Below are 26338 nucleotides of genomic sequence, written 5' to 3'. Positions count from 1 at the left end.
TCTTTCTAATATATTTTAATAATTTGGAGAATCTATCTTCCAAATTTCATCTGCATAATTAATTATTGTCCTATCTGATGAGAAAAATCCTGCATTTGCAATATTCATAAGACATTTTCTAGACCAAGCTAGTTTGTCCCTATAATCATGATTTATCTTCTCATGAGCGCGTTTGTAAGCTTCAAAGTCTTTTAATATGAAGTATCTATCCCCACGAGAGCCATCTTGTGGATTGATTAATTCATTATAAATATCGAGGAACATATAAGAATTATTGTCGTCTAGCTCACCATTTACCAAAGCATCTACTGCTTCTTTGATGTCTTTATTTGTTTGATAAATTCCTCTTGGATTATAGCTATCATAAATTTCGTTTAATTCTTCAACAGTTGCGCCGAAACGATAATTGTTTTCTTCTCCAGCGTGATCAAAAATTTCTATATTTGCACCATCAAGGGTACCTAATGTTGGTGCGCCATTTAGCATAAATTTCATATTTCCAGTACCAGAGGCTTCCTTGCCTGCAGTTGATATTTGCTCTGAAACATCTGCTGCCGGATAAATTTTCTCCCCATAGGATACTCTAAAGTTCTCTACGAAAACCACTTTTAATTTTTCGTTTACATCTGGGTCATTATTTACTATTCTTGCCACTTCGTTGGCAAGTTTTATAATAGCCTTGGCTCTGAAATATCCTGGCGCTGCCTTTCCTCCAAAAATAAATGTTGTTGGATAAAAGTCCATGTCTGGATTTTTCTTAAGTTCATGATATAAATAAATTATGTGTAATATATTTAGATGTTGGCGTTTATACTCGTGGATTCTTTTTACTTGGATATCAAAAATTGATTCTGGGTCAATTTTTATACCCTCATGCTCTAAGATATAAGTAGCAAGACGATTTTTATTTGCCTGTTTGATATCCCAAAGTTCATTTAAAACATCTTCATCGTCTGCAAATTTTTCTAGCGCCTTTAGCTCATCTAGATTATATTTCCAATCCTCTGTGCCAAGTTTTTCTGTAATAAATTTTGAAAGTGATCTATTTGCATAAACCAGCCATCTTCTTGGAGTGATACCATTGGTTTTGTTATTAAATTTATTTGGGAAAATCTCATACCAGTGTTTAAAAGTATCATCTTTTAAAATTTGTGTATGAAGGGCTGCTACACCATTTACTGAAAAACCAACAAAAATCGCAAGATTTGCCATATGAACTTGATCATAAATTACAATTCTATATGGGTCGATTTCAGTTTCTGATAAGCCTTTTTTCTTAAAATCATTTACTAAAATATCATTAATTTGATATATGATTTCTAGACATCTTGGGCTTACTTCTTCTACTATATCAATTGGCCATTTCTCAAGAGCTTCTTGTAAAACCGTGTGGTTTGTAAAGGCAAATACTTTTTGAACAATTTTAAATGCTTCTTCAAATTCTAGACCATTTTCATCTACTAAAACCCTAATCAATTCAGCAATTGCAATATTTGGATGGGTGTCATTTAGTTGGATTACATGGTATTTGTGGAAATTTTTAAAACGTAAATCATCAGAAAAATATCTTTTGTATTTTGCAACCATATCTTGTATGGAGGCAGAAACAAAGAAATATTGTTGTTTTAATCTTAATACGCGTCCTGCTCTTTGAATATCATTTGGATAAAGTACTCTTGTGATATCCTCTGCCCTATTTTTCTTAGCAACTGCAGCATCGTATTCAAAATTGTTAAATTTATCAAATTCAAATTCTTCAAATGGTTCTGCTTGCCAAAGTCTTAGGGTATTTACTTTACCATTTTCAAAGCCCACCACTGGCATATCAAATGGTACAGCTTTTACTACTTGATCCCTAAAATTTACTATTCTTGAGTCCGAATCCACTCTTATAGACCAGCCATCACCATCTTTTATCCAACTATCTCCTTGTTCTTTTTGAAATCCATTTTCAAAAGATTGTTTAAATAACCCCTCACGATAGCGGACTCCATAGCCATACATATTTATATCTTGAGTTGCAGCAGAATCCATAAAGCAGGCAGCAAGGCGTCCTAGTCCACCATTACCAAGAGCTGCATCATCTTCATAGTCTTCGATTGCTTCAAAATCAATTCCTAATTCATCAAGCAAATCTTTGACCTCATCGTAGATCCCTAGATTTATTAGGTTATTTCCAAGAGATCTACCTATTAAAAATTCTGCTGAAAAATAATAAGCTGTTCTTTCGTATCTTGATTTATTTTTGCTAGCCCTCCATTCTTGGTTGATACGCTCCATAATTGTGTCACAAAGGGCATCGTACTTATCTTTTTCACTTGTATCATCGAAATTTTTAAGAGTGATCCTCTGTAGGTTTTCTATATAGTCCTCTGTAAACTTATTCTTTGCTAATTTATCCATTATATCTCCCATATAATCTTGACATTTCCTTGATTTTTACTGCCAAAGCATCTGTAAAATCTTCTTTTTTGGCCCTCCATTTCCAATTATTTCCCATGGTGGAAGGTGTGTTTATTTTTGCTTTATCTCCTATCTCAAAAAAATCTTGGATTTGAAAAATAGCAAGATCAGAAACTGATGCCATTAAAGACCTTATGATTTCCCAAACATAATCTTCTTTGTCTACTTTGCTAAGTCCAAAATATTTTTCTACAAGAGATAGTTCTTCTTCATCAAGTGATTCTATCCAGCCTTTAAGAGTAGAAGAATCATGGGTTGATGAGTAAACTACTGAATTTTTCTCATAATTATGTGGCAAATAATTGTTATCAAATGTCCCGTCAAAGGCAAATTGGATAACATTCATGCCTGGAAAGCCGTAATGATTTTTTAATTCATCGACTTCCTTAGTGATATACCCCAAATCCTCAGCTATAAATTGCTTATTAGGAAACTTTTTAAGGATATAATCAAAAAATTCATAGCCCCCACCTGGCTCCCATTTGCCAAATTTGGCATTTTCATCTGTAGCGGGAATTGCGTAATATTTTTCAAATCCTCTAAAGTGGTCAAGGCGGAGTAAATCATTAGTTCTAAGAGCCATTTCAAGTCTTTTACGCCAAAAGCTATAAGAATCAGTTTTCATTTTTCTCCAATCATAAACTGGATTGCCCCAAAGTTGCCCATCATCCGAATATGCATCTGGCGGAGCACCTCCAACTATGATTGGTTCTTTTATTTTAGGATCGATTTTTAAAATATCAGCATTAACCCAAGCATCACAGGAATCATAGGCAACATAAATTGGTAAATCACCAATGATTTCAATATTGTGTCTATTAGTGTATTCTTTTAACTTTTGCCATTGGGTAAAAAATTCGTATTGAATAAAGATATAAAAATTTATATCCTCTTTGTGCTCTTTTCCAAATTCTTCTAAGGCTTTTGGATTTCTATCACGTAAATCTTCATCCCACTCCACCCAGTTTACATCAAGTTTATCGTGCTTTATAGCCATAAAAAGAGCATAATCTTCTAGCCAAAGGCTTTCTTTTTTTCTAAATTCTGCTATCTTTTCATCCAATTTTCCTTTTGAGTTTTCAAAAGCTTTTTTTAATATACGATAGCGTATATTGTATTGGATAGCATAGTCAACGTATCTTTCATTGTCCCCAAAATTGAGGTTCTCTAAATCTTCTTCTTCTAAAAGTCCGTCTTTACAGAGCAAATCTAAATCTATAAAATATGGGTTGCCGGCAAATGATGAAAATGCTTGGTAAGGACTATCTCCATATGAAGTTTGTCCAAGTGGCAAAATCTGCCAGTATTTTATAGAAGCATCTGATAAAAAGTCTACAAATTCATAGGCAGCTTTGCCAAAAGTACCTATCCCATAAGGAGAGGGAAGGGAAAAAATTGGCATTACCACACCATTTGATCTTTTAAGTCTTTCTTGCATAGTTTTTCCTATAAAAGTTCTAAAAAGTTTATAACTGGTACTTCATAAGGATGATTTGACTTTATAATTTCAAAAACTTTTTCCTTATCTTCTGCTTTAATTCTAAATTCTAGTTTTACCTCATTTACTTCGCAAGGCTTTCCTATTTCTCCCTTATCAGGATTTGATCCTTCTAGGGGGATAAAATGTCCTGTAACTACACTTTCTGCAAATACAGAATCATAGCCATTATCCTTTAAAATTTTTTTTCATTTAAGCCATCTATTACTTTCCACTTATCATCTGCTGGTACGAAAACTTCAACTTTGATGTATTTCATAATCATTCCTTTCAAAATATATTAGTCCGCTATATGATTTTATTTGCCTATCAAAAATTTCAAAATTTATTTTATAAACTCTCCCCCAACTAGAAATAACTAGCTCATGATAGTCACCCATATCATTGCACTCAGTGATTGTTACCCCGTGGTGGGCTAGAACTTTTACATTCCTACTCATCCAATTTATAAAAATTACTGGGCAATTTTTACTAAGACCTTGATTGATAAAGGCAATTTTTTCTTCAGTACTGTGACGTCTTACAAAAAATTCTTGCATTATATGAGCGTATAGATTTAAATTACGATCTCGTCTTATGCGATTTACCCTGCGATTTAAGGCTTCGACAGTAGGCACTCCGTTTATGTGTGGGCGGATTTTTTTGTAAAAATCATAGTGATACTTGTTGTATTCTTCTAAAGTAAATTTTTCATCTGGGTGATACATATATAAATATGAATTGGTAAATGCAGTCACAACGCAAGACCTATCCCTATAAAATTTTGAAACACCTACATCCCCTAAAGCATTTTGATAGCCTCCATAATAAAGACCTAGCTTGCTTGTAACTGGGACAAATTCTCCTACTTTGCTATTTTTTAATTTCATTTTTATCCTAAATTCTTTTTAATCTTTCATTTTAACTTTACCCTAGAAAAATTTTTTCTTCTATTAAGGATTTGTTATAATTGGTTATAGATAAAGTTAAGGGAGTAGATATGAAAAAATGTTATATAATCGCAGGCGGCGATTTTGATGGTTTTTTTGATCATATAAATAAAGAAGATATGGTAATTGCTGCTGATAAGGGGCATTTATACGCAAAAGAAGCAGGCATTACACCAACAATGATAATTGGTGATTTTGATTCATCAAATCAACCAGAAGGCGATTTGGTTATAAAATTAAATCCTATAAAAGATTACACAGACACAAAGGCTGCTCTAATGGTAGCTGAAGATTGGGGTTATAAAGATATTGTTATTTATGGTGGGCTTGGTGGACGCGAATCTCACACATTTGCTAATATTAGAAGTGCCTTAGAATTTAAGAAAAAAGGCATAAATGTAGTCTTTAAATCAAAATACAAAAGTTTTTATATAGTAGATGATAGGTTAGAATATAAATTTAATGATGATGATAATTTTTATGTATCAATATTTGCCCTTTCTGATATAGTAAAGGGTGTGGATATTAAGGGATTATATTACGAATTAAATAATTTTGATCTAGCAAATGACAATGCCCTAGGAGTTTCAAATGAAACAACCGGCAAGGATTTTAGAATAAAGGTTAAAAGCGGATACTTACTTGTAATTTTTGAAGACAAATCAATTTAAAAAGACCCCAGTCGGGGTCTTTTTATTAGGCTTTTCTCTCTACCTCTTTTTCTCGAAGTTCTTCTACAGTCTGATTAGATTTTTTTGCTACTGTTATTCTATCCATATTTTTTTCTTTAAGCTTAATATTAGTCCTATCGACAACCAAAGTATAAATCACTGTTGCTAGTGGCATAAAGAATATCATACCTAGGATACCAAATAGTCTTCCTCCCAAAAATACTGAAAGGAAAATCCAAATTGCTGGTAAACCAGAATTTTTTCCAATAAATAATGGATATACAATATTTTCTTGAACCTGTTGTAATATTACCAAGAAAATTATGTAAACTAGCGACTGGATTGGGGATTGGATAAATATCATAATCATACCAAAAGCACCAGCTATAATAGGGCCAAAGTATGGAACTATATCCATCGCACCAACCAAAACAGAAATCATACCTGCATATGGCATTCTTAATATTTTCATACCAATATAATTAAATATACCTAGTGATATGCATGATAGGACCTTGGAGTCCAAAAATTTGGAAAATGAATCATAGGTTAGTTTAAATAAATAATTTATTCTATCTGCTCTTTCTTCGCTAAAGTTTGCATATAAAATTTTATTGGCATTTTGTCTCAGATCTTTCTTATTGACACTGACATAAATAGAAAATACAAAACCCATGGCTACAGCTATTAATCCAGATCCTACTGATGATAGGATATTTTGAGCCCTATTTAATAAATTCGAACTATCTCCACTGATGTAGGCTGTAACTGTATCTGAAATTTTAACCACATCTAGGTCTTGGAAATAATCTTTAAATTGAACTGCTTGCTTGTGGATAGCTGGGAATTTTTCTGTATATTCTAAAAGTGAATCCATAAATACTGGCAAGTTAGTAATACCTGTTTGAAGGGCATTAATAAATTCTGGAATAACTACGACTAAAAGTATACTTACTCCAGCGAAAAAGATTAGCCAGCTGACTATAAGTGAAAGGGCAACTACCAATTTTTTGTGTTTTAAAGGATCGATTATCCTTCCAAAAACTTTTTCTTGGAAAAAATTCATAGGTAAATTTATCACAAAGGCTATGGCAAATCCTAGTAAAATCGGCCTAAAAACTGCATAAGTTGCTATTAAAAATTTGCCAATGGGCTCTATATACCAAATTGCAAAAAATGTTAAAAGTAAGATAAGACCTACTTTTAAATTATTTTTTGATTGTTGGTCTAATTCATTTTCATCTTTTATCTTCATTATCTCCCTCTCAAATGACATTAGTCTTCAAGACTCATGCTAAGGTCTAACCACTTTTCATCAAGGATTTTTTTTCTTTCTTCTAATTCCTTAATTTTTGCAAAAGTTTCTACTACTTTTTCTTGGTCAGCATAAAAGTCTGTGGCCAGGCTAAGGTCAGTTAGGCTTGCAATTTCATTTTCAATTGCTTCCAACTCATTTTCAACATCCCTAATATCATTTTTTATTTTCTTTATTTCATTTTTCTTTAGATTTTGTTTTTTCTTTTCTTTGACTAATTGGGTTTTGCTGACAGATTGACCTTGCTCTATAGTTTGACTTTGTTCCCTAAGTTTATTTTCATAATAAGTATAGTTACCCAAATATTCATCTATACCATCAGATTTCATATCTAAAATTTTGCCTGCTATCTTATTTAAAAAGTACCTATCGTGGCTAATAATTAGCATAGTACCCTCATAATCAAGGATAGCATCTTCTAAAATTTCTTTAGAATCAATATCCAAATGGTTGGTAGGCTCATCCATCAAAATGAAGTTTGTATCTGAAATCATTAGTTTTAATAGAGAAATCCTAGCTCGTTCTCCACCAGAAAGTTCAGAAATTTCTCTATCTACATCGTCTCCATAAAACATAAATTTTGCAAGATATGACCTAATTTCAAAATTTGTCATCATTGGATAAGTTTCGCTTATTTCTTCAAATATAGTATTTGTTAAGTTTAATGATTTTTGTTCTTGATCAAAATAACCTATATTTACACTTTGTCCAAGCTTAACTTTGCCAGCTGATGGCATTTCTTCGCCCATTACTATCCTAAAAAGAGTAGTTTTTCCAACACCATTTTCTCCGATAATTGCGGTTCTTTCGTTGCGGTATAGGTTAAATGATATATTTTCAAAAATTTTCTTATCTGCAAAGGATTTTTCTAAATTATCGACCTTAAGAACATCCTCTCCACTTTGGATGCGCGGAGTGAATTTTAGCTTCATGTAATTTTGGATTGTCTCTGGCATTTCTATCCTTTCCATCTTGTCCAAAAGTTTTTGGCGTGATCTGGATTGGGAAATACCTCTTTTTCTTTTTGAGCCACCTTGGTTTTTAAGTCGATCGATAATTTCTTCTTGACGGTCAATTTCCTTTTGCTGATTTTTGTACTGGTGCATACGCACTTCTAGTTCTTTTTTACGTTTTTTTACAAATGTAGTGTAATCCCCATTATATGTGGTTAATCCACCATTTTCTAACAAAAATATCCTATTTACAGTATTATCTAGAAAATATCTGTCGTGGGAAATTACTATTACAGATCCAGAATAATTTTTGATAAAGTTTTCTAAAAATCTTATAGCCCCAATATCTAGGTGGTTGGTTGGCTCATCTAAGAGAATTAAATCTGGTTTTTCTAAAAGTAAATATGCTAACTCTACCCTAGCTTTTTGGCCACCTGATAAATTTATAATATCCTTCTCAAAGTCTTCTTCACTAAATCCCATTGCTTTTAGAGTGCCTTCTAGCTCGGATTTTATGGCATAGCCATTTTTCTCTTCAAACTTTTCAAAAAGTTTACTATGCTCTGCCAAAAGATTATCCATTTGATTTGGGTTTAGATCTGGATTTGCTAATTTTTGTTCAATTTTTCTTAAATTTGCTTCTATTTCAATAATATCATCAAAAACCTTCATACAATAATCATATATACTTATATGATAATCGATAGAAAGTATTTGCTCTAAGTATCCAACTTTGACATTATTTGGTATATAAACTTCACCCGAGTCTTTTTCATTTTCTCCCATTAGAATTTTAAAAAGGGTGGATTTGCCGGCCCCATTGATACCAATGAGCCCAACTTTATCACCCTTTTCAATCTTAAAACTCACATTTGAAAATATGTCCTTAGTTGGATATGATTTACTCAAATTGCTTGCTGTAAGTATATTCATTTTTAAAAATTAAAGTCCTGTGGAGAATTGATGAAGTAGGTTAGAGTAAATAATGATTCATCAAGGTGTACATTTTCTAAAACAACATCATTTTTTGTCTTTATATCTACTGGAGAGAAGTTCCATATACCTGAAACTTCGCCATCACAAAGGATATCGCAAACTTCTTGACTGGCATCTTTTGGTGTAGAAATAATACCAATATCAATTTTGTTGTTTTTTAGGTAATCTGGTAATTTGTCTATGCTTATTACTTCTGGATCCTTATCATTAGCTTCTCTTGCTTCAAGATCAAATACAGATTCGATATGATAACCTAAGTCTTTAAAGGATTTGTATTTATAAAGAGCATGGCCGATATTACCAAAACCAACTAAAACCATTTTGTACTTTTTATCAACACCAATTATTTTTGAAAGCTCATCCATAAGCTCACGGACATTATATCCATATCCTTGCTGACCAAAACAACCATAATGATTTAAGTCTTGTCTAATTTGACTTGCTGTTAGTCCAGTAATTTCTGATAATTCTTTTGATGAAACTCTTACTATGCCTCGATCATTTATACTTTCTAGATATCTATAGTATTTTGGTAATCTTTTTATAACCGATAATGATACACCGTTATCTTTAGCCATTGTTCTCCTCATCTTTCCTAAATTCTAAATCTTCATCTGTTAAATCTTCTACAAGAATCACTTCTTCTGTGTTATAAGTAGAATTTTCATTGCTATCAGCTTCAAACACTAACTTTTCGTCAGTGTCTTTTGTTATATTATACTCAATTTCACTATCCGAATGCAAATTTTTGTTAAAATCTAAATTTTCATCTAAATCTTCTTCCTTAGCTTCAGAGTATTCTATATACTGAGCATTTTTATTTTTTAATTTTGATGCATTGATAATATGAGCAAAGTATACAACTATTAATACGGTGTATAAGACTAATTGGCTATTTGAATTTAAAAATTGATTGTTAAATGTAAGTCCCGCTGGAAGTCCTGGGATAAATCTCGCTAAGACTAATATAGCTGGTACACTTAAAATCGCAAATCCTAGGGCTGTAAGTATAGCTACAAAAATTGACATTCCATAGGATTTTTTTTGAAATAGTACATAGACACCAAAAATAAGCATTAGTGCCCATGCTATGATAAATCCAGCTGCCCATATGTAGCTAACTAACCATATATTAAAATTTGCTGATACAATAGTTATTAAAAACACTATCAAAACCACTACACTTAGGATTTGGCTGAGTGTTCTTTCAAACCTTCTATCCATATCTACCTCTTATTTATTTTTCTTTGATTTGTATCTTAAATTGCTATCTAGAATTCTTTTTCTAATTCTAAGTGTATTTGGAGTTACCTCGATTAATTCATCATCTTCTACAAATTCCATCATTTCTTCTACACTCATTTTCTTTGGAGGTGTTAGGACGATGGCATCATCAGATCCTGATGCACGTGTATTTGTAAGTTTTTTAGTTTTACATACATTTACATCGATATCAAGGCCTTTTGCATTCATGCCTACTACTTCTCCTTCGTAAACTTCTTCACCTGCTTCGATAAATAATAGTCCACGTGATTGAGCAGAATTTAGTCCATAGGCTCTTGCAATTCCTTGTTCACTAGCAATTAGTGAGCCGTCTTGGCGAGTTTCGATATCTCCTTTATATGGAGCGTATTCTTCAAATTCTGAGTTTAATATACCAGTTCCTTTTGTATCAGTTAAAAACTCAGTTCTATAACCAATTAGTCCACGTGCTGGAATTCTAAAGGTCATTCTTGTATATCCTGAAGAAGTTGGTGTCATATCGATAAGTTCACCTTTTCTACGTCCAAGTTTTTCTATAACTGATCCTGTATATTCTTGGTCAACGTCAATTGTTGCAACTTCAATAGGTTCATTTCTTTTGCCATCTATTTCTTTAAACATAACCTCTGGTTTAGAAACTTGGAATTCGTAGCCTTCACGTCTTAAGTTTTCAACTAATACTGATAAGTGAAGTTCTCCACGGCCTGAAACTTTAAAGCTTTCTGTTGAGTCAGTATTTTCTACCTTAAGTGAAACATCTGTTTCCTTTTCTTTAAATAACCTTTCTCTTAAGTGGCGGCTGGTTACAAATTTACCATCACGACCAGCAAATGGTGAATCGTTTACTGAAAATGTCATTGAAAGGGTTGGTTCAGATATTTTTGTAAACTCAATTGGCTGGCTATCTTCTTCTGTACCGATAGTATCTCCAATTGATATGTCTTCCATACCTGATAGAGCTACGATTGATCCAAATTTTGCTTCTTCTACTTCTACTCTATCTAGGCCATCAAATTCGTAAATTGTTACAATTTTTGATCTTTCATGGCGGTCTTCTTCGTTGTAGTTTGTAATTACTGCATTTGCATTTTTCTTAATCACACCTTGTTCTACCTTACCGATAGCAATAGATCCTAAAAATGAATTGTAATCAGTTGTAGAAACTAAAACTTTAAATGGAGCATTTTCATCTGCTTCAAAGGCTGGAGTGTAGTCAATGATTGTATCAAGTAAGTCTGTCATATCATTTTTTACACTAGCTTTTTCAAGGGAAGCCCATCCATTTTTTGCTGATGCGTAGATAAATGGACTTTCTAAATAAGATTCATCCGCATCAAGTGAGATAAATAAATCTAGAACTTCATCTTCTACTTCATCAATCCTTTGGTCTGGTCTATCTACTTTATTTATACAAATGATAGCAGGCAAGCCAAGCTCAATTGCTTTTCTTAAAACAAATTTTGTTTGTGGCATAGGTCCTTCGTGGCTATCTACAACTAAAACCACAGACTCAGCCATATTTAAAACACGTTCTACTTCTCCACCAAAGTCCGCGTGGCCTGGTGTATCTATAATATTTATTTTTGTATCTTTATAATGAATAGCAGTATTTTTAGAAAGAATTGTAATTCCTCTTTCTTTTTCAATACTATTTGAGTCCATTACTCTCTCATTGACCTCTTGGTTGTCTCTAAAAGTACCTGAACTTCTTAAAAGTCCATCTACTAGGGTAGTTTTACCATGGTCAACGTGGGCAATAATGGCTACATTTCTTACATCTTCTCTTTTCATAATTCCTTCTTTCAAACTAATAAATTCTATCAATATATTATATCGATTGTGGTTATATTATCAATAAACATAATAAAAAAACATCTAGCTAATAAAGTTATCTAGATGTTTTAACTAACTCTTTGCGTATCTAAAAGTAAAAATGCTACTATTGTATTATCTTTAACTATTATATTCTCGCAAAGATTATAAACTAGTTGGATACCTCTACCATGATCTGCTAGCATATCACGATCTTTGGTGTAGTCTATCCCCTCGCCCTCATCTTTTACTTTTATCATACAATAGTCCCTATCCAGTAGCATGATGATATCAATTAGTTTTTCATAATTTTTTCTATTTCCATGCTTGTAAGAATTTGTGATAAGCTCATCTAAAACAAGTCTAATTTTAAAAATAATATCGTCATCATATTCTTGTTTTTTTAAAAATTCTATAATATTATCTCTAAATTCTTTTATTAAGTCTAGGTCACTATGTATAAGATTTCTTATAATCTCCATAGTTCTCTCCTTTATCTTCAATAATCTTATACCCAAAGATTATGAAAAAAACTGAATGTTTTATAAAAAATGTATTAAAATTCGTTAAAAGTGGTATAATATAAATGTAATAACAATGAAAGGAGACATTGGTATGAAATACGTATGTACAGCATGTGGATACATTTATGATCCAGCTGAAGGAGATGTTGATAACGGAATCGAAGCTGGTACAGAATTTGACCAACTTCCAGAAGATTGGGTTTGCCCAATTTGTGGAGTAGGCAAAGATATGTTCGAACCACAAGAATAATTCAAAAACGCAAGGGGCTTTTTTAAGCCTCTTTTTATTTTATAAACTTATAATTAAAAAATAAGCCCCCTTAGGACTTATTTGGTAACATTGTTTCGATTTTTTAATACTACAGTAATTGCTATTGCAAGAGAAATAATTAAAACTACAAAAACTCCAAGTGCCATTTTAAAAAATGGAGCTTCATTATCATCATTTGCAAGTTTTGGGGGTTTTTCTAGCGATGTACTTTTAGTAACCTTATAGTTTTTATTCCCTTCCTTGCTATCTTCTTTGTCATTTGGCTCAATCTCTAATACCAGGGTTTCGTTTTTTTGATCATAGATTGATACATCTTTGTTTATAGCAGTGTCATACGCTTCTTTTGATGTATTTTTAAGATTTTCATTTATCTTTTGGCTTGCTTCTCTTACTAAGGCTTCTTTTTCTTCAGTAGTTGCTGCATTTTCTATTTTCTTATTGTACTGTTCGACAATTTCTTTAGTAGTTTTTGCTAATTGTTTGCTTTCAGCCTTAGTAATTTTATCTGAAAGCATTACCTCTCCTACTAATTCCACAGCATTTTTGTAATTTTCTGCCCCTTTTGATGGCTTTTTTGTATCGGAACTACTAGGCTTAAGATTACTTTTAATAGCCTCAGTTCGCTCATTTAATTCCTTTAGTAAAGCATCAATTTCAGATTTTCTTTCAACATCTGCCTTGGTGGGGCTAGGTTTTTTATTTACAGTTTTTGCTTTGTTTGCAGGTTTTATTTCTTTTTTAGTTTCTGTTTTTTGACTTTCTTTGGCCTTTTGCTCTTCTCGGTATTTTTTATTTACTCTTTCGTTAACCTCAGTCGCTCTTGGGTCTACAGTCAGGCTAGGTGATGTATTATTTTTTGTTGTTACATTTTCTTTTTGCACTGGTCTTCTGCCGGCCGCTTTTTGTGGCTTTATTACTTCAGCTTTAACAGGTGGAAGTTCATGTTGATTTTCAATAGGTTCTTCTTCTGTAATGGTAATCTCATCCCCGCTTTTGATATCTGTTTGTGGGCTAGTCGGCTGATTTTGATCATCTGTACTAGCAAAGGATGGTCTGATAGAAAATAAAGCCACTAAAAGACAAAGAAACATTAAAGCTTTGTTTTTTGACTTCATATCATTCTCCATCCATAGTACTTCACTATTATTTTACACTTATTTTCTACACATTTCAAACAAAAAGACGCCTTATAGCAAAGCGTCTTTCTTAATGTATATGATTAATACTGGTTAGAATCACTGGTTAGATAAAATCCTTTACCAATAATTCTTGATGTATTTATAATAGTTATAAATGCTGATGGATCCACTCCCTTGATGTATCTTTTAAAAAGTGGTGCCTCTTTTGGTGAAAGCACAGATAAGAATACAAATCGGTGAATCCCTTTATAAAGTCCGACTCCATTCATAACTGTAGCAGATCTATTGAGCTCCCCACGTATGAATTTACCTACTTCATCTGGTTTTGTAGTAATAATTATAAATAACTTGTCAGTATTTAAGGACTGGATAATTACATCCACAAATATTCCTTTTAATAATAGTCCTAAAATAGAAAGCAAACCTATTTCTACATTAAAAATCCAAATAGAAGCTATGGTAAATACACTATCTACGCACAATAGAGCCTTTCCTACTTCTAGGGAAGAATATTTTTTTATAATCATTGCAATTATATCAGTCCCGCCGGAACTTGCCGCAAGATTAAATAATATTGCTGAGCCAAAGGCTGATATTAATAGGGTAAATATCAACTCCAAAAGCTTATTTGATGTTAATGGACCTGCAATTGGGAAAATATAATCTAAACCCAAGGCCGTCAACGAGTTTAAAATTGCGACATAACCAGTCCTTAGGGTAAAGTGCTTGCCCAAAACAAAGTATGCAATTATTAGCAAGCTTACATTTATAAAAAGGGTAATTTCTGGTCGAGTGAATGGTACAAAAGTTGAAGCAATGATACTCATCCCCTCTACTCCACCAATTACAAATGAGTTTGGATATTTAAAAAAATGTGTCCCAAAGGCCATCAAAATGGCGGCAAAAGACATCATTAAATATCTTTGGAGTTCATCCATTGGGTCGTGATTGTATTTAGCCTCTGCTCTTTTTTCAAAATAATCATTTACAAAATGAGTTGCAAAGGCTTTATTATCTTTCTTTTCCTGGCTATCTGATCCTGCCACAGCTATTTCTCCTTAAAAATAGAAATTAATTATTTGAGTAGTTATCAAAATATCCTTGTATTAAAACAATAGGTGTACCTTTATCTCCTGATCCAGATGTAAGATCGGCTAAAGAGCCTAGTAAATCTGTTATTTGTCTTGGAGTTGTTCCTAAAGTTTCGTTTTTGCCAACCAATTCCTTTGCTTTTTTGGAAATTCTATCAACCATTGCTGATGTTCTCTCTTCGATAGATAAATCAGCTAGCTCATTATCGGCAATATATTTTATCTTAATTTCGCTTGGTGTACCCTTAAGTCCATCTGTAAATGCAGGTGATACAATTGGATCAGCTAATTCCCAGATTTTACCAACTGGATCTTTAAAGGCTCCATCTCCATAAATCATTACTTCGATTTGTTTATTAAAATGAGCAATCAATTTTTTTTGTAAGTTTTTTACAAATTCTTCCCCATCTCTTGGGAAAAGTTTGACTTCATTTTCTGTTGATAAGTTTGAGCCTAATAGTCCATAATCTTTGTTAAATCCAGATCCATCCACCGGTTCGTTTAAGATTTCATCAAGTGATAGAATATTTTTTCCACCAGCTTCTTTTAATTGTCTTTTTATGATGTTTCTAGTGTGGATTGAACAAACCAAAACATCTTCAGCGAATTTTAAGCTATCTACTGGATTATTTAGAAAATGTATTTCAGAATTAGGAGCAATTTCTGTATATAATGATGGATAGTCCATACCAGTAAATGTGTGTTTGTAGTCCCCAGCTATTTTCCTAAATTCGTCTATATTTAAAACATCTTGATATGGATTAATATCACTATTAAATAAATCCATCTCATCCATTAGATAGTTTCCTACCTCATCTTGCGGATATGAAAGACAAATATGTAATTTTTTTCCAGAAAGCGCAATTGCCTTTAATAGTATAGAAAATCTATTTCTTGATAAAATAGGAAATAATACTACTAGTTCATCTGATTTAAATTTGTTATTAATATCTTTTGCTATTTGCTCTATTGTAGCGTAGTTGCCTTGAGCACGAGCAACAAGAGATTCTGTAACACATACTACATCTAAATCATTCATAGTAATGTCATGATTTTCACTTGCTTTTTTTACAGTATCAAAAACTATTTCTTCTAAGTTATCGCCTTTTTCAATAATTGGCGCGCGTAGTCCCAATGATCTTGTTCCAATAATTCTTTGCATTTTAAAGCCTCTCTTTCAGAAAAATTATACAACTTCTAAGCTAAATTTAAAAGATGCTAGAATCAACTTCTAGCATCAAACTTTGTATCGCACTTTGGACATCTTACTTTTATTTTCCCCTTTTTCTTTGGTATACGCAGCTTTTGTCCGCATTGAGGGCAAGAAACGTATTTGTAATTTTTATCTCCCACAGTTTCGTTTTTAAATCCCTTAAAAGATTTTTTAATTGGATTTAGGAAAGCTTGCTTAAATTGGTTATTTTCAGCAATTCTTTTTTCCTTATTACTAGAGAAAAATCTAAAAATTGCATAAATTACATTTACAAGGGCCAAAATGTCCACAAATTGCGAATGAGTGAAATATGCTAGCAGGCTAAAAATAATTCCTAGCCATACTAAAAATATTCCGTACTCATCTATATTAAATCTATCTTTCATCAATATCCTCTACTAATTCTTTCATGATTTTACTTATATCTCCCTTTAATACAAAATTAGCCGCATTTTCCTTACCAGTGTCATCTTTATTTATTAAAATAAGTTTATTGCCATTATAAAAATCTATGAGACCCGCTGCAGGATAAACCGCAAGAGATGTACCGCCAATAATCAAAACATCAGCATGGGAAATTAAGTTTATAGCATGACTAATATTATCTTGGTTTAAACCCTCACCATAAAGGACTATGTCTGGGCGTACAATACCATCACATTTCGCACATCTTGGAGTAGCGGTAAATTTATTTACATAATCCAAATCATATTTCTCTCCGCAATTTGTACAATAGTGATCGTTTAATGTACCATGAAGTTCTATTACATTTTTACTGCCTGCTTTTTGATGTAAACCGTCTATATTTTGAGTAATTATTCCTTGAAGTTTACCCATTTTTTCAAGTTTTGCTAGGGCATAATGACAATAATTTGGCAAAATACCCTCTACCATAAGATTTTCCTTTACATATGTTGTAAACTCATCAGGATGATTTTCAAAAAACTCGTGGCTTAACATATATTCTGGTGAATAATTAGCGTTGTTTTTCTTATTATAAAGACCAGTTGCTGATCTAAAATCGGGCAAGCCAGAAGCTGTTGATACTCCTGCTCCACCAAAAAATACTATATTATTCGAATTTCTAATAATTTCTTTTATATCTTGCATTTTCACTCCTAGGATAAGTCTAAATTATTCTTTATATTTTTTTGATTTACAAAAATTACAACTAATAGGGCTAAAAAATAATAAATTAACGGGCTGATATTTTTATATAGGCTAAGGCTGCCCACTGCAAATGGGAAGACAAATCCGTAATTTATAGGGCGGGCATGTTGGATTGCTCCATTAACTATCACAAAGGAAAAATATTTGCATACTAAAAATCCAAGCACAATGATTAATAAAACTAATCCCAGACCGTATAATTTACTTCCTGTAGCTTGGTCAAATCTATTTAGACTTTTAAAATAGAAAACAAATCCTCCTACTATAAGCATCCAAATAAGCCCCAAGGCGAAAAAGTATACTATATCAGATGTAATTTTAAATCTTAGAGCCCACAAAAATATCAATAAAAAAAGCAAATTGATTATATAAAAAAATGCTAATTCAAATATTTTTGCCCAAATAATTTTTTTCTGTGCATTTGGTAGAGAAAACTTTAATAAGGCTCTTTCTGAGTTAAAATCTTTATTTATAGTAAAAACTATATAAAAAATATTAATTCCTAAAAAAAACACTGTAGCTAGGGAAAATATCCCATTTGCAAAAACGGGATCTGTCAGATAATTTGTCGACAAAAATCCATGTCCTAAAAAGCTTAGAGATATAAATATTATTTGCAGGATTATTAGTTTTCTTAAAAATCCTCTATTTGATTTTAAATCGTATTTTATAAACTTATTCATACTTATCCTAAATATATTTCATCATAGTAATCGTTAATATCCATTTGATTTTGTTCTCTAATCTCACGAGCCTTTCCAAAATCATGAACTTTACCGTTTGATAGGAAAATTACTTCATCAAATAGATTTTCCGTAAGGGCAATTTGGTGGGTAGATATTACAAAAGTTTTTTCATTTTCAAGCTTGTCGATAATAAGGTCAATTATTTTTGCAGCTGATATAGGATCTAGACCATCAAGTGGCTCATCAAAAATATATATTTCTGCATTTCTAGCTAAATTTAGACAAAGACCCAGTTTTTTGTAATCTCCTTTGGAAAGACTGCTAATCTTACTTTTTTTATTTAAATAAAAAAATTCTAAGATTTTATCAAAAAGCTCCTTATCAAATTCCTCATAAAAATCAGCGTACATATCCCTAGATTCTTTTACACTTTGATTTGGGTATAGAAATTTTTCATCTGGCAAATACGCAATCTTATTCTTATCTATATTTGCTATTTTTTGCTCATTAAGATTTATCTCTCCCTTATCTGGATGAATTAATCCTGCAAGAGCCTTTAATAATGTAGTTTTACCAGACCCATTTGGACCAAGAATACCAGTGATATTTCCTAAATTTATACTTAAAGTTATGTCATCTATGGCAATTAGATCTTCGTATTTTTTTGTGAAATTTTTAATCTCTATTGCTTTATCCATTTGCAATATTCCTTTGTCTTAGTATTTCAATGACTTCATCCATACTTACACCAATTTTATTTAAATTTTCTGTAAAATCATTTATATATGAGTGCAAAAATTCATCTTTTAGCCAGAACACCCTATTTTCGTCTGCAGAAAATATATATGACTCGCCTTGTTTTTGGATGATTCCTTCTTTTTCTAGATCATCAAAAACATCTCTTACATAAGAAGGATTTACTTTAAACTTACTTGTAAAAAATTTTTTTTCAAAAAATGGATCTCCGTATTTTTTTCTACCAGATATTAGTTCCAAGGCTACAAAATCTTTTATTTCACTCTGTTTATTTTTATAAACCATTACCATGCTCCAAACTTACATTTGCATCATAATCTTTTACCGCATCGATAAAAACTGTTACAAGCTTTTCTCCATATTCGCCAAGATTTATAAACATATATCTATAATTAGTAATCTTTATCTCATAGTCAGTAGTTACCAAAAAATCATAAAGCGCATCTAGATTTTCCACATAATAATAAAAATCTATTTGATCATTTAAAAGCTTATAAAAGGTCTTTTGATCGGTAAAATTTTTTGCATCTAAAATTATCATTATTTTCCTCAATTTTGTTTACTTTTAATTTTGCTTATGGTATTATTATAACAGACTTCTCAAAAGAAAGGGGTCAAAATCTACTTTTGTAAACTTTTTTTTAAAAAACTTTTACAAAAACTTGACATTGTAAAAAAAAGGGTGTATACTTACATAGTAATCACTTAACGGGGTGTGGCGCAGCTTGGTAGCGCGCGTGTTTTGGGAACATGAGGTCGAAGGTTCGAATCCTTTCACCCCGACCATAATTAAAAAGCAGCATAAGCTGCTATTTTTTTTGCTCATTTTATATTTATTATTTACTTAACAATTAATTGTTGGTAACACTGGCTTTGAGAAGATGAGGCTCAAAAGTTTGAATCCTTTCACACCGACCATAATTTTAAAGCAGTTCGATAAATGCTTATTTTTTTGCTTTTTTTATTTTGTTTATTTAAGATAATAATTAAATTTTGGTAGCGCTGGCTTTGAGAAGATGAGGCTCAAAAGTTTGAATCTTTTCACACCGACCATTGATTATTAAAGCAGTTCGATAAATGCTTATTTTTTTACTTTTTTATATTGCTTATTTAATATACTAATTAAATGTTGGCAGCTCTTGGCTTTGAGAAGATGAGGCTCAAAAGTTCGAATCCTTTCACACCGACCATGATAGAATTAGTTTTATCTGATTATTTTTAATTTTGGCAAATAAAAACCCGGTAAGTTTTCCTTACCGGGTTTATTTATTTAATATGTTTCCATTTTATTAAATGTTTGTCCTGCCATTTCGCCTTGCTCTGCTACATTCAACGCTCCGTTTTCAAATTTCGCATTGATTGGTGTATCTACATTTACACCTTGGATTGTAAGGCTTACATCAGAACCATTTTCGCTCCATTTTCCTGTATGAACTCTTTGATCTAGTTTATATCTTAGTGTTCCATCAGATTTTAATGATAGCCTTGTGCCATTGCCTTGGTATTCACCGGCAACTCCGTCAGATTTTTCAAAGTATTTTGAAATATCTACTGATATAGAGTCTTCGATATTTAGTCCTGATAGGGCATTGTTGGCTCTTGATATTACTTCTTCTAAGAATGCAAATCCATAATATGGAATTTCATAATATGTGTAGTCATCTTCTACAAAGAATTTGTGGAAGATTTCGTTATCTGTTGTTATTGGCCCTTCTGTGTAGAATTTGCCATCTTCTGCCTTACTATCTTTTACATTTTGATATTCTACAAATGTATAGTAGCTAAAGTCATTTGTGTAACGACCTTCGTAGTCTTCTTTGGCTTTTACTTCATAAATTAGCATTACCCTGTTTTTAAGGTCTGCATTTGCATCTGAGCCTGTAATAGCTCCAAGATAATTTATTTCATTTATTTCTGTAAAAGATCTGCCGCCAAATGTTTCTTTAATCAATTGACCAGCATTATATTTTAATGTGCCTAATAATTCTTCATCAAGATTATCGATTGTTGAGATAAATCCATCTCCTAATTCTCCACTAGCCTCATCATTATTTTCCTTTTCAGAATTTTCTTCCTCAGCTTGGTCAGATTCACCTGGGGCTGTAAATGTTTTATCAATTGGATTTAATCTTATACCATAAGAATTAAATAGTTCCTCTTCATCAAAGTTTAGAGAAATATTTACTTCTTCATCACTAGCAAGTTCACTGGTTTTGCTTGGTGCTATTTCTATATTTTTAAGATATTCTGGTGCATCTTCTCTAAAGTTTGCAGATAGTGTAATATTTGGACTTTCGCCTTCAAAATTTACATCCATATATTCAAATGGGTCTACAGACTCTTGAGTGATCAATCCATCTACAATTACTGATTTTATGGTGTTTGTAAACATAACGTTGTAATCATCTGCTATTGCACTATCAGAAACATTGGCTACAACTGTGATTTCTTCACCGTTTGATAGATTACTATCCTTGCTAAATTGGAAATTTGTACTTTTTTCTAGGTCATCAACCAATTGATTTGCTGGTGATGAGTATTGATCATTTTTTCTATCTTTATTTACATATGCAATATCATTACCATAATCTGCTAGTAATTTTGATGTATTTAAAGTAGCACTTGGGCTTGCTGCACCATCATCTCCGCTATAAGTTACATCAATGTACTGGCTAAGATCAATTTCTACTTCTTGAGCCGTACGGTTTTTAAGGAAGTACACTCCCGTCAGTGCTATAGCTATGATTAAAAGTGGCAATAAATAAATTGGTTTGAATTTGAAAGGCTCTTTTTCATCTTTTGTAGACTTATTTTTTGCCTCATCTTCTATAGAATTTGCTAAATTGGCTTTTTCATAGCTATTTAAATTTTGATTTTCACCTGTCACAGGTCTATTTGCAGCATTAGTCCTATCATCAGCCCTATAATCTTCATTTTCTGCTCTACTGTAAGATAATTTTGGTCCACCACCATTGATTTGCCTTGCAATTCTTGCTTCTACAAATTCATTCGGTATATCATCATATCTTACTTCGTCATTTAAAGATTCATTTTCTTGATTATTATAACCTTCTGCCCTCGCTAAGTTTTGAGCAATTCGCATTTCACTTGAAAGATTTGTTTCTTTTGAAAATTTGTTAGGAATATAATTTTGATTTTGTTTTAGATTTGGATTTTTATCTTCAGAAATACTTTCGGTTTGCTTATGTAAGACCTTGTTTTGGACATAATCTGTTGGATTGTTTTTAGATGTTAAAGAGGGATTTCTTAAGTCTTTTCTTTGCCTATCCTCTACCGGATTATAACCATAATATGAAGGAGGGATTTGACTCTCATTTGCCATGTCTGGTTCAATTTTTTGATTTAAATGACTGTAATTATTGTCATTATCAAAAATTTCATCAGCGATTTTTTCTTCCTTAGGCTTAGGCTGAGTTTTTTTGCTAGTAAAAGAACTTATAAATCTTTGAATCTTGCTTTCTTTTTTACTTTTCTCTTCTGATTTTTTTTGATTTTCTATTAAGTTTTCTTTATTTTGTATCGATTCATAGGTAGATTTTTCTACTGGAGAAGCCTGTGCTTGTGGGGCCTCCGGATGAGCATGCGGAGTATCACTTTTTAGTTTGTGGCCACAAACCGGACAAAATCTCGCGCTATCATCTACCTTTGCACCGCAGTTAGTACAATTCATACTTGCTCCTTTTAAAGCTATATATTATAATATACAACTTTTTGACAAAAATATAAACCCTATTAAGGGCTTATACTTTCAAAATTTATATATTGTCTATAGCTAAATATGGCTTACCAGATGCTTTTGGTGCCTTTGATCTTCTTTGGAAAATTATCAGTATTAATAATGTTGCTACATATGGAATCATTGAGATAAATTCTATTGGCATACTTAGTCCTGATCCTCCAAGATATGTTGCTATTGATTGGGCAAGACCAAAAAATAAGGATCCTAAAAGCACTCCTTGTGGCTTCCAGTTACCAAAAATTACTGTTACTAGGGCAATATATCCTTGTCCTGCTATAAGTGATTGTGAAAAAGAACTTACAACCGCAAGGGCCATACTTGCTCCACCAAGTCCTGCCATAAAACCTGAGAAAATTACCGACCAGTAACGAGTTTTCTTTACAGAAATATTTAAAGTTTCTGCAGCTTTTGGGTGCTCTCCAACTGCTACTACCCTAAGTCCCCATTTAGTTTTATAAAGGAAAAGGTATAAAACTACCACCATTATTAGGACAATATAAACTGTTGCATATTGACCAAAAATATTTAAAATCACTTGGTTTCCTGATCCTCTAAATAGTCTTGGAATCTTGTTTTCTAGTGGGATTGATGGAGTTTGACTTGCTCCATCAAAAAATAATCTTGCTAAAAATAGTGCCAAACCAGGTCCTAGCGTATTAATAGCAATACCTGAGATAGTTTGATCTCCTCCTAGGGAAATTGAAATAAAAGCGTGAATTAGTCCAAATCCTGCTCCTGCAAGACCGCCTGCTAAAAACGCTAGCCAAGGATTTCCTAATTTATAGCCAACTGTAGCTCCAACAAGAGCACCAATTGTCATCATTCCTTCAAGTCCAATATTTACAACACCAGATTTTTCGCTCATCATACCGCCAAGTCCTGCAAAAAGTACTGGAGCAGCATTTGAAAAAGTATTTCCTATTATTAAAGCGAGCATTACTAAATTCATATTACTCCTCTTCTCTTTCTACAGTTTTTACTATGATATCTTCACCAGTTTCATTTATAACTCTTGGATTAGAGTTAGATTCGTTTTTAGATTTCTTTTTAATATCTTCATTAACTTTTTCGTTTTCTAAAGATTCTACTTTTTCATTATCAATAGTCTTTTGATTTATAATTTCTTTTTTATTATCAGCATCATCAATAGGCGCGTTTTTAACTACTTTTGTATCCGCCATTTGTTTTTTAGTATTTTTTCTATTTCTGCTTTTAGCACGGATAATTCTAAATACTAATGGTACAGCTGTAAATAGGATAATTGTACCAATTATTATGTTGATTAACTCTGTTGGCACTCCCATGACTCTTTGGATATTGCTACCTGCATATTTTAGTGAACCAAAAAATAATCCTGAGAAAATTACGCCGATTGGGTTATTTCCTGCTAGAAGTGAAACAGCTAATCCGTCAAATCCATAGTTATCCATAGCAGAAACTATCGAAAGAGCATAGGTAAATCCTAAGATTTGTGTAACTCCAGCTAGGGCACAAATTGCTCCAGAAATTGCCATTGATTGGACAATTTTTTTGCCAGAGTCAATACCACCATATTCACTAGCCTCGCGGTTAAGACCCACTGCCTTTAGTTCATAACCAAGAACAGTTTTCTTTAAAATATACCAAACAACAATAACTGCAATGATTGCAAGTATTGTTCCAAAATGTATTGGAGCTTTAAAGAATTTTTTGAAAAATGGTCCGAAATTTTTAACCGTTGCTCTATCAAACATGGTTATTTTTGCACTATCTAGGACATCAAAAGAACCCATTGAATTTGGCTGTTGATATGCGTAGCCAATAAAGTTTTGGAAATAAAAGGCAATCCAGTTTAACATTATGGTTGAAATAACTTCATGAATGCCAAAATGCGCTTTGATAAAACCTGCAATAGCTCCATAAAGGGCCCCTGCTATCATTGCTAAAATTATTGCAACAATTGGATGTAAGATTGGAGGAAGTGGTAATTTATAACCTACTAAAAATCCTACGACTGTACCAATTATAAATTGGCCCTCAGCTCCCATATTAAAAAGTCCTGTTTGAAAAGCAAAACACACACCAAGACCTGTTAAAATAATTGGAGTTGAACTAACAATAGCCCATCCCATATTTCTTGGAGTCTTAAAAATCCCTTGAAATAAGGCTTTGTATCCTTCAATCGGATCATAGCCAGAGATGCTTAGAACAATTGCTCCTACTAAAAATCCTAATAATATTGAAATAAAGGTAAATAATAATTTGGAATTGTCGCGTGATTTTTTTTTCTTTACTTTAACTTGTTGTGTATTTTCCATTATTTTCCACCTGCCATTAATCTACCTAGTTCAAATTCGTCAGTTTGTTTAGGATCTTTCTCACCAACAATCTTGCCATCATAAATTACAAGAATCCTATCTGATAGGTCCATTACTTCATCTAACTCAAAGCTAATTAACAAAACAGCCTTGTTTGCGTTTCTAAGTTCTACCAAATATTGGTGGATAAATTCGATAGCACCAACATCAAGTCCCCTTGTTGGCTGAGCTGCTATTAAGACATCAGGATTATTTGAAATCTCACGAGCAATAATTACTTTTTGCTGATTACCACCTGATAGAGCTACAGCTTTTTCATTTATATCATTTGGTCTAACATCAAATTTTTTTACAAGATTTCTGGCATTTTCATCTATATTTTTGAAATTTAATTTTCCTCTACTAGAAAATGGCTCTTTATGAACATTTTCTAAGATAAGATTATTTTTTATCGGATATTCTAATACTAATCCGCGTTTTTGCCTATCTTCTGGTATAGAATTCATGCCGGTATCTAAAATATTTCTAGGACTTGTATTTGTAATATCTTTGCCATTTAGAGTAATTATTCCACGATTTGACTTTGCCATACCAGTTAGACAGTCAATTAATTCGCTTTGACCATTGCCATCAACTCCAGCAATTCCCAAAATTTCTCCAGCACGAAGTTCCAAATCAAGGCCTTTTAAAATATCTACACCACGGCGGTCTTTTGCCCAAAGATCTTCTACTTTTAGGACAACTCCACCTGTTTCTTGAGCCTTTTTATCTACATTGAAGCTAACATTTCGACCAACCATTTTTTCGGCCAAAATATTTTCATCCACTTCTTTTACATTTAGTTTATCAATATATTCTCCACGTCTAATAATGGTACAATTATCAGCCATAGCCTTTATTTCTGCAAGCTTATGGGTGATGATTATTATTGACTTATCCATTTTTGTAAGTCTATTTATAATTACAATAAATTCGTTGATTTCTTGAGGAGTTAAAACTGCTGTTGGCTCATCAAATATTAAAATATCTGCTCCCCTATAAAGGGCCTTTAGGATTTCTACTCTTTGTTGTTGACCAACTGTAATATCCTCAACCTTTGCATCTGGATCTATCATAAGTCCATACTCTTCGGACAATTTTGATATTTTTTCACGAGCAGTTTTTCTATCTAAAAACAGACCAGTGTCTTCTTCATAACCTAGAATAATATTTTCTGTAACTGTAAGAGGTTCTATTAACATAAAATGTTGATGAACCATTCCAATACCTGCATCTATGGCAATTTTAGGAGTCATATTTGAAAAAGTTTTGCCATTTATAGTAATAGTCCCATCACTTGGTGGGAACATCCCATACAAAATATTCATCAGTGTGGTTTTACCAGCACCATTTTCCCCTAAAAGAGCGTGTACTTCAGATTTGTGTAAATCAAAATTCACATTTGATAATACCTGCTTATCTCCAAAGGACTTGCTTATATTTTTCATAGATACTACAGGATTTTCATTTAAATGCTTATCCATAATATCCT

Annotated in this window: 24 protein-coding genes, 1 tRNA gene and 1 pseudogene; 3 read left to right on the top strand and 23 right to left on the bottom strand. The window is 32.2% G+C overall.

What is annotated here, in order from left to right:
* Positions 1-15 precede the first annotated feature (15 nt).
* The 4 genes from JNO63_RS04345 to JNO63_RS04330 all read right to left on the bottom strand — a co-directional run bounded on the left by JNO63_RS04345 (position 16) and on the right by JNO63_RS04330 (position 4830).
* Complete coding sequence (locus JNO63_RS04345; RefSeq protein ID WP_203127271.1) at positions 16-2403, bottom strand: glycogen/starch/alpha-glucan phosphorylase; 2388 nt, start codon at positions 2401-2403, stop codon at positions 16-18.
* Complete coding sequence (malQ, locus tag JNO63_RS04340) at positions 2396-3901, bottom strand: 4-alpha-glucanotransferase (protein ID WP_203127270.1); 1506 nt, start codon at positions 3899-3901, stop codon at positions 2396-2398. Before malQ ends, JNO63_RS04345 begins: the two co-directional genes overlap by 8 nt.
* 8 nt (positions 3902-3909) lie before the next feature.
* Positions 3910-4002, bottom strand: a complete 93-nt coding sequence (locus JNO63_RS08640) for a hypothetical protein (protein ID WP_338014980.1) — start codon at positions 4000-4002, stop codon at positions 3910-3912.
* A gap of 198 nt (positions 4003-4200) precedes the next feature.
* A complete protein-coding gene (locus JNO63_RS04330) occupies positions 4201-4830 on the bottom strand; it encodes a hypothetical protein (protein WP_203127269.1) in 630 nt (209 codons plus the stop codon).
* A 110-nt stretch (positions 4831-4940) separates the two neighbouring features.
* Here JNO63_RS04330 and JNO63_RS04325 point away from each other — a divergent pair, with 110 nt between their 5' ends.
* Positions 4941-5561, top strand: coding sequence for a thiamine diphosphokinase (locus tag JNO63_RS04325; protein WP_203127268.1), 621 nt, complete (start codon positions 4941-4943; stop codon positions 5559-5561).
* Between the two features lie 25 nt (positions 5562-5586).
* On the opposite strand, the gene JNO63_RS04320 is transcribed toward JNO63_RS04325, so the two are convergent.
* From JNO63_RS04320 to JNO63_RS04295, 6 genes are all read right to left on the bottom strand, one after another.
* Positions 5587-6816 carry an AI-2E family transporter gene (locus tag JNO63_RS04320; protein WP_203127267.1) on the bottom strand — a complete coding sequence of 410 codons (1230 nt, stop codon included), beginning with the start codon at positions 6814-6816 and terminating at the stop codon, positions 5587-5589.
* Between the two features lie 20 nt (positions 6817-6836).
* Complete coding sequence (abc-f, locus tag JNO63_RS04315; RefSeq protein WP_203127266.1) at positions 6837-8762, bottom strand: ribosomal protection-like ABC-F family protein; 1926 nt, start codon at positions 8760-8762, stop codon at positions 6837-6839.
* Positions 8763-8764: 2 nt separating this feature from the next.
* The gene (locus JNO63_RS04310; RefSeq protein ID WP_203127265.1) at positions 8765-9403 is read right to left on the bottom strand and encodes a redox-sensing transcriptional repressor Rex; all 639 of its coding nucleotides are present in this window, start codon (positions 9401-9403) and stop codon (positions 8765-8767) included.
* A complete protein-coding gene (locus JNO63_RS04305) occupies positions 9396-10049 on the bottom strand; it encodes a hypothetical protein (protein ID WP_203127264.1) in 654 nt (217 codons plus the stop codon). The genes JNO63_RS04310 and JNO63_RS04305 overlap by 8 nt, the downstream gene beginning before the upstream one ends.
* A gap of 9 nt (positions 10050-10058) precedes the next feature.
* Positions 10059-11879 carry a translational GTPase TypA gene (typA, locus tag JNO63_RS04300; RefSeq protein WP_203127263.1) on the bottom strand — a complete coding sequence of 607 codons (1821 nt, stop codon included), beginning with the start codon at positions 11877-11879 and terminating at the stop codon, positions 10059-10061.
* Between the two features lie 110 nt (positions 11880-11989).
* Positions 11990-12382 carry an ATP-binding protein gene (locus JNO63_RS04295; protein ID WP_203127262.1) on the bottom strand — a complete coding sequence of 131 codons (393 nt, stop codon included), beginning with the start codon at positions 12380-12382 and terminating at the stop codon, positions 11990-11992.
* A gap of 133 nt (positions 12383-12515) precedes the next feature.
* Here JNO63_RS04295 and rd point away from each other — a divergent pair, with 133 nt between their 5' ends.
* On the top strand, positions 12516-12674 hold the full coding sequence (rd, locus tag JNO63_RS04290) for a rubredoxin (protein WP_101540267.1): 159 nt from the start codon (positions 12516-12518) through the stop codon (positions 12672-12674).
* Positions 12675-12751: 77 nt separating this feature from the next.
* Here rd and JNO63_RS04285 read toward each other — a convergent pair whose 3' ends face one another.
* The 9 genes from JNO63_RS04285 to JNO63_RS04245 form a co-directional block, all read right to left on the bottom strand.
* Positions 12752-13810 carry a hypothetical protein gene (locus tag JNO63_RS04285; protein ID WP_203127261.1) on the bottom strand — a complete coding sequence of 353 codons (1059 nt, stop codon included), beginning with the start codon at positions 13808-13810 and terminating at the stop codon, positions 12752-12754.
* Between the two features lie 104 nt (positions 13811-13914).
* Positions 13915-14880 (bottom strand): YitT family protein, encoded by a 966-nt coding sequence (locus JNO63_RS04280; protein WP_338014979.1) that lies wholly within the window; start codon positions 14878-14880, stop codon positions 13915-13917.
* Between the two features lie 25 nt (positions 14881-14905).
* Entirely contained in the window at positions 14906-16087 is a 1182-nt protein-coding gene (locus JNO63_RS04275; protein ID WP_203127260.1) for a coenzyme F420-0:L-glutamate ligase, read from the bottom strand.
* Between the two features lie 62 nt (positions 16088-16149).
* Positions 16150-16524, bottom strand: a complete 375-nt coding sequence (locus JNO63_RS04270; RefSeq protein ID WP_203127259.1) for a hypothetical protein — start codon at positions 16522-16524, stop codon at positions 16150-16152.
* Positions 16514-17248 carry an NAD-dependent protein deacylase gene (locus JNO63_RS04265; protein ID WP_203127258.1) on the bottom strand — a complete coding sequence of 245 codons (735 nt, stop codon included), beginning with the start codon at positions 17246-17248 and terminating at the stop codon, positions 16514-16516. The genes JNO63_RS04270 and JNO63_RS04265 overlap by 11 nt, the downstream gene beginning before the upstream one ends.
* Positions 17249-17256: 8 nt before the next feature.
* Positions 17257-17991, bottom strand: a complete 735-nt coding sequence (locus JNO63_RS04260; RefSeq protein WP_203127257.1) for a hypothetical protein — start codon at positions 17989-17991, stop codon at positions 17257-17259.
* Between the two features lie 2 nt (positions 17992-17993).
* Positions 17994-18692, bottom strand: coding sequence for an ABC transporter ATP-binding protein (locus JNO63_RS04255; protein ID WP_203127256.1), 699 nt, complete (start codon positions 18690-18692; stop codon positions 17994-17996).
* Positions 18685-19035, bottom strand: a complete 351-nt coding sequence (locus tag JNO63_RS04250) for a GntR family transcriptional regulator (RefSeq protein WP_203127255.1) — start codon at positions 19033-19035, stop codon at positions 18685-18687. The genes JNO63_RS04255 and JNO63_RS04250 overlap by 8 nt, the downstream gene beginning before the upstream one ends.
* Positions 19025-19291 carry a barstar family protein gene (locus JNO63_RS04245; RefSeq protein WP_203127254.1) on the bottom strand — a complete coding sequence of 89 codons (267 nt, stop codon included), beginning with the start codon at positions 19289-19291 and terminating at the stop codon, positions 19025-19027. The genes JNO63_RS04250 and JNO63_RS04245 overlap by 11 nt, the downstream gene beginning before the upstream one ends.
* A 168-nt stretch (positions 19292-19459) precedes the next feature.
* On the opposite strand from JNO63_RS04245, the gene JNO63_RS04240 reads away from it, so the two are divergent.
* A tRNA-Pro gene (locus tag JNO63_RS04240) sits at positions 19460-19536 on the top strand.
* Between the two features lie 484 nt (positions 19537-20020).
* Here JNO63_RS04240 and JNO63_RS04235 read toward each other — a convergent pair.
* From JNO63_RS04235 to JNO63_RS04220, 4 genes and pseudogenes are all read right to left on the bottom strand, one after another.
* Positions 20021-22441 (bottom strand): zinc ribbon domain-containing protein, encoded by a 2421-nt coding sequence (locus JNO63_RS04235; RefSeq protein ID WP_203127253.1) that lies wholly within the window; start codon positions 22439-22441, stop codon positions 20021-20023.
* Positions 22442-22526: 85 nt separating this feature from the next.
* Positions 22527-23459, bottom strand: a complete 933-nt coding sequence (locus JNO63_RS04230) for an ABC transporter permease (protein WP_203127252.1) — start codon at positions 23457-23459, stop codon at positions 22527-22529.
* Positions 23460-23700: 241 nt separating this feature from the next.
* A pseudogene (locus JNO63_RS04225) lies at positions 23701-24807 on the bottom strand (ABC transporter permease); the annotation flags it as partial.
* The gene (locus tag JNO63_RS04220; RefSeq protein WP_203127250.1) at positions 24807-26330 is read right to left on the bottom strand and encodes an ABC transporter ATP-binding protein; all 1524 of its coding nucleotides are present in this window, start codon (positions 26328-26330) and stop codon (positions 24807-24809) included. The gene JNO63_RS04220 and the pseudogene JNO63_RS04225, both read right to left, overlap by 1 nt.
* Positions 26331-26338: the final 8 nt, after the last annotated feature.

The sequence above is a fragment of the Anaerococcus sp. mt242 genome (assembly GCF_016798225.1).
Lineage (GTDB): Bacteria > Bacillota > Clostridia > Tissierellales > Peptoniphilaceae > Anaerococcus.
This window is presented reverse-complemented; position numbering and strand designations above follow the sequence as displayed.